The 14,121-nt window shown below is 49.6% G+C and carries 15 protein-coding genes; 9 read left to right on the forward strand and 6 right to left on the reverse strand.

Annotated features, from left to right (window positions below; all coding sequences use genetic code 11):
* The 4 genes from POG22_RS21845 to POG22_RS21860 all read left to right on the forward strand — a co-directional run.
* The coding region (locus tag POG22_RS21845; protein ID WP_498907109.1) for a glycosyltransferase family 9 protein at positions 1–534 on the forward strand (534 nt) is incomplete at its 5' end.
* Between the two features lie 148 nt (positions 535–682).
* Complete coding sequence (locus tag POG22_RS21850) at positions 683–883, forward strand: hypothetical protein (protein ID WP_498907110.1); 201 nt, start codon at positions 683–685, stop codon at positions 881–883.
* 263 nt (positions 884–1,146) lie between these two features.
* Entirely contained in the window at positions 1,147–1,575 is a 429-nt protein-coding gene (locus POG22_RS21855) for an NfeD family protein (RefSeq protein WP_017660629.1), read from the forward strand.
* 77 nt (positions 1,576–1,652) lie between these two features.
* A complete protein-coding gene (locus POG22_RS21860; RefSeq protein ID WP_498907111.1) occupies positions 1,653–2,642 on the forward strand; it encodes an SPFH domain-containing protein in 990 nt (329 codons plus the stop codon).
* A gap of 129 nt (positions 2,643–2,771) precedes the next feature.
* Here POG22_RS21860 and POG22_RS21865 read toward each other — a convergent pair whose 3' ends face one another.
* A complete protein-coding gene (locus tag POG22_RS21865) occupies positions 2,772–2,915 on the reverse strand; it encodes a CAB/ELIP/HLIP family chlorophyll-binding protein (protein ID WP_017660627.1) in 144 nt (47 codons plus the stop codon).
* Positions 2,916–3,184: 269 nt separating this feature from the next.
* Here POG22_RS21865 and POG22_RS21870 point away from each other — a divergent pair, with 269 nt between their 5' ends.
* From POG22_RS21870 to POG22_RS21880, 3 genes are all read left to right on the forward strand, one after another.
* Positions 3,185–3,385, forward strand: coding sequence for a hypothetical protein (locus POG22_RS21870; protein ID WP_498907112.1), 201 nt, complete (start codon positions 3,185–3,187; stop codon positions 3,383–3,385).
* A gap of 84 nt (positions 3,386–3,469) precedes the next feature.
* Positions 3,470–6,610, forward strand: a complete 3,141-nt coding sequence (locus POG22_RS21875) for a DEAD/DEAH box helicase (RefSeq protein ID WP_498907113.1) — start codon at positions 3,470–3,472, stop codon at positions 6,608–6,610.
* Positions 6,611–6,745: 135 nt separating this feature from the next.
* Positions 6,746–7,585 (forward strand): SWIM zinc finger family protein, encoded by an 840-nt coding sequence (locus tag POG22_RS21880; protein ID WP_017660624.1) that lies wholly within the window; start codon positions 6,746–6,748, stop codon positions 7,583–7,585.
* Here POG22_RS21880 and POG22_RS21885 read toward each other — a convergent pair.
* The gene (locus tag POG22_RS21885; RefSeq protein ID WP_498907114.1) at positions 7,582–8,454 is read right to left on the reverse strand and encodes an Rpn family recombination-promoting nuclease/putative transposase; all 873 of its coding nucleotides are present in this window, start codon (positions 8,452–8,454) and stop codon (positions 7,582–7,584) included. The two genes, POG22_RS21880 and POG22_RS21885, sit on opposite strands and share 4 nt — an antisense overlap.
* A gap of 1 nt (position 8,455) precedes the next feature.
* The gene (locus tag POG22_RS21890; RefSeq protein WP_498907115.1) at positions 8,456–9,427 is read right to left on the reverse strand and encodes an aromatic ring-hydroxylating dioxygenase subunit alpha; all 972 of its coding nucleotides are present in this window, start codon (positions 9,425–9,427) and stop codon (positions 8,456–8,458) included.
* Between the two features lie 122 nt (positions 9,428–9,549).
* Here POG22_RS21890 and POG22_RS21895 point away from each other — a divergent pair, with 122 nt between their 5' ends.
* Complete coding sequence (locus POG22_RS21895; RefSeq protein ID WP_063716958.1) at positions 9,550–10,380, forward strand: transglutaminase-like domain-containing protein; 831 nt, start codon at positions 9,550–9,552, stop codon at positions 10,378–10,380.
* Positions 10,381–10,562: 182 nt separating this feature from the next.
* Here the strand turns inward: POG22_RS21895 and cobS are convergent, their stop codons facing one another.
* A complete protein-coding gene (gene cobS / locus POG22_RS21900) occupies positions 10,563–11,372 on the reverse strand; it encodes an adenosylcobinamide-GDP ribazoletransferase (protein ID WP_498907116.1) in 810 nt (269 codons plus the stop codon).
* Positions 11,373–11,605: 233 nt separating this feature from the next.
* Here cobS and POG22_RS21905 point away from each other — a divergent pair, with 233 nt between their 5' ends.
* A complete protein-coding gene (locus POG22_RS21905) occupies positions 11,606–12,064 on the forward strand; it encodes a hypothetical protein (RefSeq protein ID WP_017660618.1) in 459 nt (152 codons plus the stop codon).
* A gap of 154 nt (positions 12,065–12,218) precedes the next feature.
* Here the strand turns inward: POG22_RS21905 and dtd are convergent, their stop codons facing one another.
* Positions 12,219–12,683, reverse strand: a complete 465-nt coding sequence (gene dtd, locus POG22_RS21910; RefSeq protein WP_017660617.1) for a D-aminoacyl-tRNA deacylase — start codon at positions 12,681–12,683, stop codon at positions 12,219–12,221.
* 112 nt (positions 12,684–12,795) lie between these two features.
* Positions 12,796–13,914, reverse strand: coding sequence for a CobW family GTP-binding protein (locus tag POG22_RS21915; RefSeq protein ID WP_063716956.1), 1,119 nt, complete (start codon positions 13,912–13,914; stop codon positions 12,796–12,798).
* Between the last annotated feature and the right edge of the window lie 207 nt (positions 13,915–14,121).

Here is a 14,121-nt window from a genome sequence, read left to right on the forward strand (position 1 = left end):
CCTCTCCCCCTCTCCCCCTCTCCCTTTCCCAAAGTCGGCTTAGTTTGGTCGGGTAGAGCGACTCATCGTAAGGATAAGGAGCGTTCGATCGCGTTCGATCGCCTGCAACAGTTGCTCGAGGTTCCCGAGATCGAGTTTTACAGCTTGCAGAAAGACCCGCGACCGGAAGATGCGAAAATTTTAGCGACAGAATGGCGACTGAGAGATCTCGTGTCGAACTGTCGGGATTTTGCGGACACCGCCGCTGCGATCGCGTTTCTCGATTTGGTGGTGACGGTAGATACCTCGGTGGCACATTTGGCGGGGGCGATGGGAAAACCCGTGTGGCTGTTGTTAGCGAAAGTTCCCGATTGGCGGTGGGGGTTGACGGGGGAAACGACACCTTGGTATCCCACGATGCGGCTGTTCCGACAACGGCGACGGGGAGAGTGGGAGACAGTGTTGGCAGACCTCGATCGCGCCTTACGTCAGTGGCGGTCGCGTTGGGGGAGATCGTCGCAGAACGCCGAAACCCGATACCCCATAATCTTTTAAGTTTGTCTGTGACGGCGATCGCATCTCTATACGGTTTGCGATCGCATGACTTGAGTAAGCACGATCGCAGCCGAATGCGAACATCCTGAAGATACTGGAGGCAACATCGAAGCTCGCTAGGTCTCGCGTCGTTCGCGTCACTGCCGCCATGACTACCCAAGTTTTATCACAACCTGCAACCCTCGATGAAATGTTCGCTCGCGTGTGGACAGAAGGCTATCTGACGCGCGACCAACGCAAGACCTTGATGTCCGTTGTGTTGAGTAGCGCCATCAGCGATCGCGATCGGGAAGTTCTCGATCGCATCTTCCACGCAGTCCGTCGAGGTTGGCTGAAACTGCTCGATTAGTTGTTTCGGCTCGATACCGTTTTTTCAGCTCGTACGTTGTTATCCTTTCTCTCTCTCGACTTCTTCTCCTAGGCGATTTCGCGTTCCTCGTATCTTCCCCAAAACCTTACCCAACGCACTCTGTGTAGTGCGTTTTTTCGTTTTCTAGCTGCGACTGTCCGAGGGCGATCGTCTTTTCTAGAAGAGATAAGATAAAGACAAGACCCTCGCCGGATACAGGCGGATCGATTTTTAAAAAGGCGAAAAAAGCCTAAAAAAAGACTATGGTTCTGAAATACACGCTAATCTGGCTCGTTATCGGCGGAGCGTTGTGTCTGATGGAACTATTCGTTCCCACAGCGTTTGTAGAATTGGCTATGGGAACGGCGGCGTTGCTCGTGGCAGTCGTGTCGCTGGTCGTGCCTCAGTTGTCCGTACAAATCTTCTTGTGGATGGTGTTCTCACTGCTGCTGATTTGGCTCGTCAAGCGTCTGTTACCCAAGAAAACCCATTACGCCATCGCCGAGTCTACCGAAGCCACGACGCTAACGGAAATCGCGCCAGGACAACCGGGACGAGTGCTGTTTGAGGGGAATTCCTGGCAAGCTCGCTGTGAAGGCGATTGGACGATTCCAGCGAACCGGACGGCGATCGTCGTCGGTCGCAAAGGCAATACGTTGCTCGTGGTTCCTGAAGATTTTACGCAATCTTAAGGAGAGGTTGGGGGCGATCGCCTATCCTAGACGTGAATATTTGAGAATTTTAGAAAAAACACGAGAGGAAACTCAAAATGGAAGCCTTTTGGACGTTTATCGTATTGGTTGTCTTTGGCGGTGCTGCGGCGAGTAGTTCCGTGAAGATCGTCAACCAAGGCAACGAAGCCCTCGTGGAAACCTTGGGAAAATACAGCGGAAAAAAACTACAGCCGGGGTTGAATTTTATCGTCCCCTTTCTCGACAACATTGTTTTCAAAGAAACCACTCGAGAAAAAGTTTTAGATATTCCCGCTCAACCTTGTATCACCAGCGATAACGTTTCGATTTCCGTCGATGCAGTCGTGTATTGGCGGATCATGGACATGGAGAAAGCCTATTATAAGGTCGAAAATCTCCGCAGTGCCATGCAAAACTTGGTCTTGACCCAAATTCGATCGGAGATGGGAAAACTGGAACTCGACCAAACTTTTACCGCCCGAGCAGAAGTTAACGAAGTCTTGTTACGAGAACTCGACATCGCGACAGATCCTTGGGGCGTGAAAGTGACGCGAGTAGAATTGCGGGATATCGTTCCCTCGAAAGCGGTTCAAGATTCGATGGAATTACAAATGTCCGCCGAACGTCGCAAGCGGGCAGCAGTTCTCACCTCAGAAGGGGAGCGAGAATCGGCGGTTAACTCAGCCCGAGGAAGAGCGGAAGCCCAGGTTTTGGAAGCTGAAGCGCAACAACGGGCGGCCATTTTAGAAGCGGAAGCCGAAAAACAGGCAATTTTGTTGAAAGCGGAAGCCCAACGTCAAGAACAGGTGATGAAGGCACAAGCGACGTCGGAGGCCATGCAAATTTTGGCGAAAACCCTGAAGGTGCATCCGAAAATGTCAGAAGCGTTACAGTTTTTACTGGCGCAACGCTATCTGGAAATGGGCTTAGAAATCGGGTCGAGCGACAGCAGTAAAGTGATGTTCATGGATCCGAAAAGCATTCCCGCAACGCTTGAAGGAATGAAGACGATGATAAGTCAATCTTCGGAGCAAGAGGCGATCGAGCTGAAAGATTTTGAGGCTTGAGACGCCAGAATTCTTTGAGTGCGAATTCTGAGGAAGGTTCAACGTCAATCGAGGCTGGAGTATGGGCGAAACCCTACTCCAGCCTCGATTTTTGAAAAATGTTGTATTTGGAATAATGGCACGACTCGATTACATCAAGCCGATTTGAGACAGAATTCCTTGGCCGGTCAGCAGTTCGGTTGCAATTCCGATGACGAAGCCCAGCATCGCCAGACGACCGTTCCAGGTTTCAGCAAATTGAGTAAAACCGAATTTTGTTTCTTGGGTTTCCACGATCGTTACTCCTTATTTGTGAGGATGTGCTTCTTTTCAAAAGTTAACACAAGCTTCCAGAAGATGCAACGTTTTATTAAAAACAGTTGACAGAAGCTGTGTATTATACAAATAAATTTCTTTTCGTCAACGGTAATTCTAAAGATTTTTAAAAATTTATTAATCGCTATGTAGTTATCTAAAAGAAGTAACATTCTTGCATCCAAAAACACTACCCCTCTCCCCCTCTAAGCGGTAGGCTGTTAGCGTATTTCATTGCGATACGTTCTATGCTAGATTTCAACAACCTATCCCCCGTTACGGTTGGCGGACTGTTCGTCGCTCATTGCATAGTGGGAACGGCAGCAGCAGTTGTCGCCACTCGCAAAGGTTACGCTTTGGGATGGTGGCTGACGATCGGGTTAATTGGCGGAACCCCTAGTTTGGTGGTGGCGGTGTTGATGCAACCCAAAGAATCTCACGAAATCTAGATGGCTACAGATGTGTCGTGGCGAGGCGAGGTAGTACATTGAACGGTAACGAGTAGATATGAGAGGCTACATCGGGGGTGTTTGATGAAAATTCTTCACGGAACTTGGATTCCAGAAGCGATCGCATCGGAATTCTTACAGAAGGGAACGTTTTATCTGTGGGTGGAAACGGACGCACAGCCCCGAGGACGGCGAAAACGTAGTGGAAACGTTCATCCGAGACAGTTAGCGGGAACAGAGCTGGCGGATTTTATCTCGACGGAGTTTGCGACGGCGGTATTGAACCGAGGTCCGATCGATCGCGAAATTTCGACGCGATATTTTATTCTCCCGAGTACGGAGGAGGAACCGTTACCGTCGCTAGAAATCGCCCGCTATTTGGAAACTGAACCCCCCGAACCCTCGCAGTGGAACGCTTGGGCGGTAGACTGCTATACCCTGCGATCGCCGATTCACGCTCTCAATCAGATTCACTTTTTATGTACTTACGATCTGGCAAGCGTGCAACTCGGAAGCGATCTGCTATTTTGGTATTACTATACACAGTTTTTTAAGCAAGTTATTGTTAAAGACCAGTACGCACCTGGGTTGAAATATCGGGAAATCGAAACAGTCAAAAAAGGCAAACGCAAAACGAAGCAGAAATCTTTTGAAATTTCCCCAATTTGGGAGATCGTATCGGAGGCTTACGAGTCACAGTTGAGGGATTATGTCGATCGAATGCCGTTGGCTTGTGCGGCGGGAGTCAGTTCGATGGAAGACTCCTTAAAATTGTTCGATCGCGAATCGCTACTGCGGCATTTTTCCGAATGTCTTCTCAATCAAATCGTCACGGAAACCCCCGTTCCGAAAACTTTTGAGAAAACCCTCGCGGGTTCCTGGTTGCTATCGGGATGTTTTCGGCGTTCGGACAGTGATTTTATCGCCACGGGAGAAATAGCGTTAGAACGTTACAAACAATGGCAGGGATGGAAACAAAAAATTGCAGGCGATCGCACGGGAGCGGGATTTTACATTTGTTTCCAACTTCGAGAAGCCTCCGCACAGTTTCCCAACGACTGGGTGTTAAATTTACTCGTTTCTGCCAAAGACGATCCGTCGCTCAAACTCCATCTCGATGAGTATTGGGATTTAGAAGGACAACCGAAAAAGGCAATTTTAAAGCATTTCGGCAAGACGTTCGAGCGAGATTTACTGATGAATTTAGGGTCTGCCGCTCGTATTTATCCGAAGTTGTGGCAAGCCTTAGAAACTGACAAACCGACCGGCTGTACTCTGACCCTTTCCGAAGCGTTGGACTTCCTGAAAGAAAGTGCTTGGGTGTTGGAAGATGCGGGGTATAAAGTTATCGTTCCTGCGTGGTGGATGCGGCGATCGAAACCAAAACTTCGCATCAAAGCCTCTGCGAATTCTCAACCCGCTTCTGTGGGAACGGGAGCGTTTCAACTGCGAAATCTCATTCGCTACCAATACGAACTGTCTATCGGCGGCGAAGTGGTGAGTCCAGAAGAATGGCAACAGTTAGTTAACGCGAAAACGTCGCTGGTACAGTTTCGCGGAGAATGGATCGAGTTGGATCGATCGAAAATGCAGCAAATGCTGGAATTCTGGCAAGAGAACCGCAACAGTGTGCCGGAAGTGAACGTTTTAGAGTTCATACAGAAAGCAGCGGAGGCAGACGGGGAAATCGAAGTCGAACCGGACGAAACGTTAACTGCAATGATGCAAAAGTTGCGCGATCCGAGTTGCCTGCAACCGATCGACAACCCACAACAGTTGCAGGGACAGTTGCGAGACTATCAAAAACGCGGCGTCGCCTGGATTCAGTACCTCGAACAATTGGGGTTGAACGGCTGTTTGGCGGACGATATGGGGTTGGGGAAATCGATTCAGGTCATCGCAAAACTGCTGTTAGAACGGGAAAGCCAAGAAACGGTTCCGCCAACATTGTTAATTGCCCCCACTTCGGTCGTATCTAACTGGCGGAAAGAAATCGAAAAGTTTGCGCCGAATTTAACGGTGATGGTGCATCACGGAACGAACCGCGTGCAGGAGGAAAAGGCATTTTTAGACGCTATTGCGAACTACGATGTCATTATTACGTCGTTTACGCTAGCCCGAAAAGACCAAAAGATTTTTCAAAATGCGACTTGGCAGCGTATCGTAATTGACGAAGCGCAAAATATCAAAAATCCCAAGGCGGCACAAACGAAGGCGATTCTCAAACTCGAGGCGAACGCACGTTTGGCATTGACGGGAACTCCAGTCGAAAACCGTTTGATGGATTTGTGGTCGATTTTCAACTTCCTGAATCCGGGGTATTTAGGGAAGCAAACTCAGTTTCGCAAGGCGTTCGAACTTCCCATTCAAAAGGAGAACGATCGCGCCAAGTCACAGGTTTTGAAAACCCTAGTGCAGCCGTTCGTATTGCGGCGGGTAAAAACCGATCGCAACATCATCCAAGATTTACCGGATAAAGTCGAACACAAGCAATACTGTAACTTGACGAAAGAACAGGCGTCGTTGTACGAAGCGGTGGTGAAAGATGTCACCGAACAACTGGACGAAGCCGAGGGAATTCAACGCAGTGGCTTGATTTTCTCGACGTTGATGAAACTCAAGCAGATTTGCAACCATCCCCGCCAGTTTTTGAAAGATAACAGCGAGTTTACGACGGGGCGATCGCATAAGTTAAAGCGATTGGGTGAGATGATTGAAGAAATTCAATCAGAGGGTGAAAGTCTGTTGATTTTCACGCAGTTTACGGAAATTGGCGACGCCTTGCAGCGGTATTTGAAACAGGATCTCCGGTTGAATACCTACTACATCCACGGGGGAACCTCCGCCAAGAAACGAGAACGTGCGATCGAAGAATTTCAACATCCCGATACCGAACCTTCAGCGTTTATTCTGTCGCTGAAAGCTGGCGGGGTGGGAATTACGCTAACGAAAGCCAATCATGTTTTTCACTTCGATCGCTGGTGGAATCCGGCGGTGGAAAATCAAGCCACCGATCGCGCGTTCCGTATCGGTCAAACCAAGAACGTTTTCGTTCATAAGTTCGTGACGGTGGGAACGGTAGAAGAACAGATCGATCGCACTTTAGAAGAAAAAGAAAAAGTGGCCAGTGCGATCGTGGGAAACGACGAATCCTGGCTGACAGAACTCGACAACGAGAGTTTCAAAAAACTGATTACGTTGAACTGGCAAACCGCTGTCTTGTAACTCAAAAAATGTAGTTTGGGTCGAGAAACGAAACCTAACATCTAAGCTGCTCTCTTTTAGGCTTTACTGCGTTAGACCCAAGCTACCCCTAAACACTCATATCACAAAAAACGTAACCTTTAAACGGAGACAAACATGGTAAAATTTAGTAAAACCTGGTGGGGGCAAAAATTCATCGAGGCGATCGAATCCTTTACCGAAAGCAATCGCTTAGGTCGGGGTCGTTCCTACGCTCGCAATAACAAAATCAAAGACTATGTTATCGAAGATGGTTGTATCACTGCCTTCGTTCGCGGTTCCATCAATCCCTATTTCGGCGTGTACAAAGAACCCCTCTATACCACCACCGTCGAAATTCCTCCGATTTCTCAAAAAGACTGGTCGAAGGCGATCGATTATTTAGGATCGAAAGCGAGTTTAGTAGCGAAACTCCTCGTCGGAGAAGTTCCAGAAAACATCGAAGATGCCTTTGCTGCGTTGAATTTACATTTACTTCCCCACAGCCGCAAAGACTTTCACACCGAATGTTCCTGTCCCGATTGGTCGAACCCCTGCAAACATATTGCTGGGGTTTGCTATCTGCTAGCGTCGGAGTTCGATCGCGATCCTTTTTTACTGTTCGAACTGCGAGGAATGCCGCGATCGCAACTGCAAAAAGAACTATCGCGAACCTCCCTCGGTCGCGTTTTATCCTCCGCGTTAGACGAGGATGAAGCAAACATCGAACCCGCAGCCTCTTACTACACGCAACCGCAAACCGTCGAAGTTGGCAACGTTCCCGCGTTAAAAGACTTTTGGTCGCCTCCAAAACGCCTACCGCAACAAGCGGAAGCCGTCACCCCGGCAGTAGTTCCCGGTATTGTAGTGAAAAAAGGCGGCGACTATCCCCCGTTTTGGACGAAAGACAGTTCGTTTTTAACGGCAATGGAAGAGGTTTACGACCGCGTGAGAACGAAAAATAAAGGGGTGTTTTAGGAACTTCCAGAATCGTTCAGAACCTCCCGAACGAATTCAAGCGGTAACTTCAGCAATCGCGAAATCTCTTCGGCTTCTATTCCAGCCTCAGCGAGGTTTTGTACGCTTTCTCGCTGAGTTCGACGAGTTCCATCTTCGATGCCTTGTTCGATGCCTTGTTCGATGCCTTGTTCGATGCCTTGTTCGATGCCTTGTTCGATGCCTTGTCGAACGCCGTCTTCAAAGGCTTCTTGATAAAACCGAGTTTGTTTGAGATCGTCGAGTCCTAACATTGTGGCAATTTCCTCTCGGCTCAATTGCGGTAACTTGTAAATGACAATAGTTTCAATCAGATCGAGGAGTTCTCTTTGTAGTGAAGAGGTGGGAAGGGTTTGTTGAGTCTTTGTAAGTAGGCGTCGAGCCGCTTCGATCGCTCGATCTTCCGAGACCACCACCAGTTTAACAATTTCCACGCCCAAGCGATCCTCGCAGGTGTCTAATTCGTCGAGGTAGAGACGAAATACACGATTGGAGGCGAGAAGTTCGCGAAACTGGTGGGGATGTTCCCGTTCGATGTTGCGGGTGGGATAAATTACCGCTACTCGCCACGGATGAGGCGGTTGATATTGCCGGAGATAGACGAACAGTTCGGCGAAAATGCGAAAATAGAGGCTGTCATCCGGTTGAAATTGCACTTCAACCAGGTAAAAGGGTCGTTCGGCGGTGTCGTCGGTGGGGAGAAAGATTCCGTCGAGGCGAAAAGATAGTTGTTTGACTTCGACAGAGGAAAATTGATAGTTTTCGGCGTCACTGGGAGGACAATTCAAGAGGTCGAAGAAACTGCGAGGATATTGCTGAAAAATGCGGTAGAAAAGGCTGTCGGTTTTCATCCTAAACGACTCCAAATGTGACGCCGCGTTGTTTCAACCATTGACGATACCGAATCGAGGAGCGATCGAACGGAAGATGGACTTCTGCCGATAAATTGAGAGGGAGTTGTTTCGGTTGTTGAGATTCGACGATGGGAATGTCTTGACGAACGACCGTGTCCTGAAACTGCTGTAATTCAGCTTCGGGGATGTCCTCACCGTAGTTCATGGAAATCCACATCCAGCCGAGACTGTCTTCGACGTCGAGGGGACAAACGGCAAAGAAAATCGTTAGGCGACCGGAGGAAGACAGCTTTTCAAAGGAGGCGACGAGGGGTTGAGATAGATGGTAATTGTAGGTGACTTTTGCACCGATTCCCGTTCCGTCGGGGTCGGGTTGCCACACGCGAACGTTGTTTAAAGAAAGCCCACGATCGCTGATTTCTACTTCGTAGGGTTCCACTTTTGGACGAGTGCGATCGCCAAGAAAACCATCGTGAACGAAGGGAAAATGGGAAACGTCGAGAAAATTTTCCATAACCCGAAGACCGCTCGATCGCACCCGGTATTTTCCGCACAAAAACTTGCGATATTGGGAATCCTCCCACTCGGAAAATTCTGGAATTTGAGAAGTGTCGGCATCTGGCTGCAAGGAGACCCAAATTAACCCATAACGGACGGCGATCGCGTATCCCGACATCGCCAGTTGTGGCGGCGGCGTCCAGTCGGGACAACCGGGAACCTCGACACAACGTCCAGTTTCATCGAACTGTAGACCGTGATAGGGGCAAACGAGAAGGCCGTTTTTGACGGTTCCCCCGGAGAGTTTAACGCTACGATGGGGACAGCGATCGCCCCAAGCAGAGACGCGATCGCGCGATCGCCACAGAACGATATCCCGTCCCAAAAGTCGGATCGATCGCACCGTTTCTGGGGGGAGTTCGTCAGATTCGAGAACGGGATGCCAATCGTGAAAGAGCGAACAGTTCGTCATCGGAATACTTTAACGAAACGCAACTTAATTTTGCATTAAAAATCTTAAAATGCAATTTTGAATACGGTTTTTAAATTTAATATATGTTAAAATTATACAGATATATCTTACCTCAGACAAGCATGAAGTTCGATCTTGGCTGTCAACTCAACTATAGCATTGAAGACTCTAGTACTTTCATATTTAATATCACTGCCGCCGAAACCTCCACTCAAAAAATTGAATCTGAAGAAATTTCGATCGATCCACCCCTTAAAATTGAAGAATATCGATCTCCACAACGAACTCGCTACCTGCGTTTGACTGCCCCTGCCGGACAATTAAAGGTTTCTTATCGAGCTACTGTTGAAGTCAGCTATATTGAAGAGAATCCGAACCTCATTCCTGAAGTTCCCATCGATAAATTACCGCTAGAGGTTTTACCGTATCTATATCCTTCGCGATATTGCGAATCCGATCGCTTAATTCGCTTTGTACAACAAGAATTCGGCGAACTATCATCAGGATATTCCCGTGTTGCCGCCATTTGTAACTGGATTTACGATAACGTCATCTATTTATTCGGCAGTACGAATCCCCATACATCAGCTTACGACACGGCCACCGAACGCGCGGGAGTTTGTCGGGATTTCGCCCATTTAGGAATTGCCTTTTGTCGAGCGTTAAATATTCCCGCTCGTTTCGTGAGTGGATATGCGTTTGGGTTAAAACCTCCCGATTTTCATGCTTGCTTTGAAGCCTATTTAGGCGATCGCTGGTATGTATTCGATGCCACGCGGCTGGTTGCGAGAAAAGGATTAATTCGTATTGGGATCGGACGAGATGCAGCGGATGTTTCGTTTGCCACCATTTTTGGTTCGGCTCAAATGGAAAACATGGCGTTGTTCGTGGAGGTTGCAGAAGGAGAGCGTCCGAGTTTTTCGACCGACGCGATCGTCGGCGGCTTCAGTTAAGTTTGTCCGACTGATAAGACTCGGTATTCGAGGCGATCGGTACGGGGTCGACGAAGACGGACGCCAGTTCTGCCAAATTTACCGCTTTGGCTCGCAACAGTACGATCGGGTCGAGAGAGACCCTATTCGATCGCTCCCCATGTCAGGGAAAAGGAAAACGCGCAACCGATCTCGCCATCGGTTCAGCCCGAACTGGCGGCAGCTAAGGCTGTTAACAGACAGAGTAACCCGGCTTCAGTCCATTCCACCACGGCACCGTAAGTATCTCCCGTGTGACCGCCGAGTTTGGCGTTAAACCAAGCGCCCGTTAAAATAGCGATCGCGCTACCCCCTAAAACCATACCGATACCGAACAACCAGCGATCGGGGTTTAAGAGGAGTTGAAGAAGGCTCAACCCGAGTAAGGCTAAACCGCCAGGGATCAAATCGATCGCCGATCGAATCGAAGCGTGGTGAATCGCACCTTTCCCAGAAGGTTTGAGATAGGGATAGCGCACGATCGCCACCACTTGCCCCCAACGCCCCCAACCGAAGGCTGCCATTAACGCGAAGGTGCGATCGACAGACAAATCGGCTAACGCGGCAGTTTTCAGAAGCACGATCGCGATCCCTGCCATCACACCAAACGCCCCGACGACGCTGTCTTGCATCACTGCTAACCGACGTTGGGGGTCAGGCACTGCAAGGCCGTCGGCCGTATCCATGACACCATCAAAGTGGAGACCGCCGGTTACGGCAATCCCCGCCAAAACAACAACAACGCTTCTCGTTAAATCGGGAACGCCCAAGGCACCTAAAATCCCATCGATCGCACTTAAAAGCCCGCCGATAAAGAGTCCCACAAAAGGGGCCAAACGGGCGATTCCATTAAAGTCGAGCTTCCACGTCGGCGGAATCGGCAGACAGGTATAAAATGCGATCGCGGCAAGGGCAACTTGAGTTTGGCGAACCCAAAAACGCACGCGAAACCACGAAAATCGACGATCGCTCATATAAAATTGCAAATTCAGTTATTTGACGGATTTCCGAACCTAGTTATCTATGCCAAGATTGTATCGAGACATCGATCGCGATCGCTTCCAATCCCAATCTCGAGCCATCCCGTCATATCGGTCGCAGCTCGATCGCAATATAAAGTTCTAAATATCAAAATCTAATTTAACCACTTTGCTCACAACTCTCGACGCTCGCGAAGGGAAATCGTCCACCCAACCCAATCAGTTCCATGCTTGACCGCTCATCCGACATCCGAATCCCCGCCCCCTGCATCATCGAAACCGGACTAATTGTCAACAAACGCGATATGCAGCGCGTCCTCGGCGATCTCCATCAGATACGCTACCTTTACCTACAAGACGGTAAACCCTACAGTCGGGGCGAAGCGTACGTGGTTGAAGTATTTGCCGATACCCAACAATCGACCATTTTGGCCGATCGATCGCTCTATCTCAATGTTTGTAGTTTCGATTATTTAGAACTCAAACAAGACGAAAGAAGAAATACCTATTTCGATCTCGTTCAAGAAAGCCGACAACTGCGGTTAATTCCCGTCACGTCTCCACCGATCGATCGGGTGAGTTCGGACTTCAGCGACGATACTCTCGAATCGGTCTTAGCGCAAGTCATTTCCGCTAAACTCGACGCCCAAATCGACGACTTAGACGACTTTTATCGAGAAGAGTGATAAACAGTCAAGAGTGTAGAGGGAAGAGGGAAGACAGTTGACAGTTGATAGTCGTAGTGCGTGATCCAAAGACAGGAGAAATAGGCCGCGCAACCGGCCAACTCGTCACGCACCGACTCCACAGTTGACAGTTTCTCCCCCTCTCCCCCTCACCTCACCTCGAGGAAGCTTCTCGTTCTAGCAGCAGCGTGACCGGCCCGTCGTTTTCGATCGCCACCTCCATCATCGCCCCAAACTCTCCCGTTTCGACCCGCAAACCGCTTTGTTTGAGTTTCTCGACGAACTGCTCGTACAAAGCTTGCGCGGCGGTAGGTTCGGCGGATTTATCGAAGGAGGGACGACGCCCCTTGCGACAGTCACCATAAAGGGTGAACTGACTAACGACCAATAACTCGCCGCCGATATCGGTGACAGATTTGTCCCAACGGCTGTTTTCTTCGCCGTCGGAATGGGGAAACAGACGCAACCCCAAGCATTTTTTGGCCATCCAATCGAGTTCGGCTTCGGTGTCGGTGTCGGCGATCCCCACCAACAGGTTGAGTCCTCGATCGATCTTCCCGACTACACGCCTCGAAACGGTGACCTGAGACGATTTGACTCGTTGTACGACAACACGCATTTACAGTGAACAGCGAACAGAACCGGGATAGGGTGCGTGACCTAAAGACCGGAGAAACATCGGGTCTTACCGGCCAACTCGTCACGCACCTTTTACTACTGAAGAAGCTTTGCTAGAAACCGAAACCTTTACCGCTGTTGCTCGATGGCGTCGTCAAGCAGCTTTGCAGTTGAGAGAGTAACGTCTCGCGATCGAGATTCTGGCCGATGAGAACCAGTTGCGTCTGGGGTTCGTTTTTCCACTCGTCGTCTTCGATAGTGAACCGCTTACCGCTGAGATGGAAAATATGACGCTCGGGGCTTTCGTCAAACCAGAGAATACCCTTAGCCCGGAAAATGGTCGAGGGCAGTTGGTTATCGAGAAAATACTGAAACTTCCGAATAGAGAAGGGGCGATCGCTCTGAAAAGATACGGAGACGAAGCCATCATTTTCTAAGTGATTTGAATGATGGTGGTCGTGATGGTGGTCGTGATGGTGGTCGTGATGGTGGTCGGGGTGGTCGCACGCCTCTCCATCGTGATGGTGATGATGGTCGTGGTCGTGGTGATGATGGTCTTCTTTCGACTCGGCGGTCTCGAAATATTGGTCGGACTCGAACAGTCCCACGCTCAAAATCAAGGGAAGCGCAACTTGAGAACGAGTCGTGCGTAAAATGCGTGCGTCTTTTTTAATGTCGCGAATTCGCACTTCTAAGGCATCGACGTCCGCTTCGTCTACCAAATCCACCTTGTTCAGTAAAATGGTGTCGCCGTAAGCAATCTGACTGTAAGCGGCTTCGCTGTTGAACAGGTCGAGACTGAAGTTTTCACAGTCTACGACGGTGACGATCGAATCGAGGCGCGTTAAGTCCCGCAGTTCCGTCCCCAAAAACGTCAACGCCACCGGAAGCGGGTCGGCCAGTCCCGTGGTTTCCACCACCAGATAATCGACGTTATCGGGACGTTCGAGAACCTTGTAAACGGCTTCGAGTAAGTCGTTGTTAATAGTGCAACAGATGCACCCGTTACTCAGTTCCACCATATTGTCTTCGGTGGAGACGATCAGTTCGTTATCGATGCCGATTTCACCGAATTCGTTCACGAGAACGGCTGTTTTCAGACCTTCTTGGTTGCTGAGAATGTGGTTGAGGAGGGTGGTTTTACCGCTTCCGAGAAATCCAGTGATAATGGTGACGGGGAGTCCCAACTTTGGGGCTTCCATCGTTCGGTCTTGTTTGTCTGCGGTTTGCATAGCGTCGTCTCAGAGTCCGTAAGCTGAATGTGGCAGCGGTTTACCGCCCGTCGGTCTGAGAATGAGTCCTATTTACGGGCAACTGCCATGTTGTTAGTGTAGCTCGATCGCGGTAGCCCAACGGAATTCTTTCGCATCGCGCGATCGGACGATCGCGTGCGAGGATTCGGTCGTGGAAAGCCTGTGAAGCGATCGCCACCGGTGGCG

The organism is Geitlerinema sp. CS-897, assembly GCF_028368005.1.
Classification (GTDB): Bacteria; Cyanobacteriota; Cyanobacteriia; order Cyanobacteriales; family Geitlerinemataceae; genus Baaleninema; species Baaleninema simplex.

What these genes read in the sequence shown, in the direction of transcription:
- POG22_RS21855 (WP_017660629.1), top strand. Translation starts at nt 1,147, where the DNA reads ATGGTTCTGAAATACACGCTAATCTGGCTCGTTATCGGCGGAGCGTTG.
- POG22_RS21880 (WP_017660624.1), top strand. Translation starts at nt 6,746, where the DNA reads ATGGTAAAATTTAGTAAAACCTGGTGGGGGCAAAAATTCATCGAGGCG.
- POG22_RS21915 (WP_063716956.1), bottom strand. Translation starts at nt 13,914, where the DNA reads ATGCAAACCGCAGACAAACAAGACCGAACGATGGAAGCCCCAAAGTTG.
- POG22_RS21850 (WP_498907110.1), top strand. Translation starts at nt 683, where the DNA reads ATGACTACCCAAGTTTTATCACAACCTGCAACCCTCGATGAAATGTTC.
- cobS (WP_498907116.1), bottom strand. Translation starts at nt 11,372, where the DNA reads ATGAGCGATCGTCGATTTTCGTGGTTTCGCGTGCGTTTTTGGGTTCGC.
- POG22_RS21860 (WP_498907111.1), top strand. Translation starts at nt 1,653, where the DNA reads ATGGAAGCCTTTTGGACGTTTATCGTATTGGTTGTCTTTGGCGGTGCT.
- POG22_RS21895 (WP_063716958.1), top strand. Translation starts at nt 9,550, where the DNA reads ATGAAGTTCGATCTTGGCTGTCAACTCAACTATAGCATTGAAGACTCT.
- POG22_RS21890 (WP_498907115.1), bottom strand. Translation starts at nt 9,427, where the DNA reads ATGACGAACTGTTCGCTCTTTCACGATTGGCATCCCGTTCTCGAATCT.
- POG22_RS21905 (WP_017660618.1), top strand. Translation starts at nt 11,606, where the DNA reads ATGCTTGACCGCTCATCCGACATCCGAATCCCCGCCCCCTGCATCATC.
- dtd (WP_017660617.1), bottom strand. Translation starts at nt 12,683, where the DNA reads ATGCGTGTTGTCGTACAACGAGTCAAATCGTCTCAGGTCACCGTTTCG.
- POG22_RS21885 (WP_498907114.1), bottom strand. Translation starts at nt 8,454, where the DNA reads ATGAAAACCGACAGCCTTTTCTACCGCATTTTTCAGCAATATCCTCGC.
- POG22_RS21870 (WP_498907112.1), top strand. Translation starts at nt 3,185, where the DNA reads ATGCTAGATTTCAACAACCTATCCCCCGTTACGGTTGGCGGACTGTTC.
- POG22_RS21875 (WP_498907113.1), top strand. Translation starts at nt 3,470, where the DNA reads ATGAAAATTCTTCACGGAACTTGGATTCCAGAAGCGATCGCATCGGAA.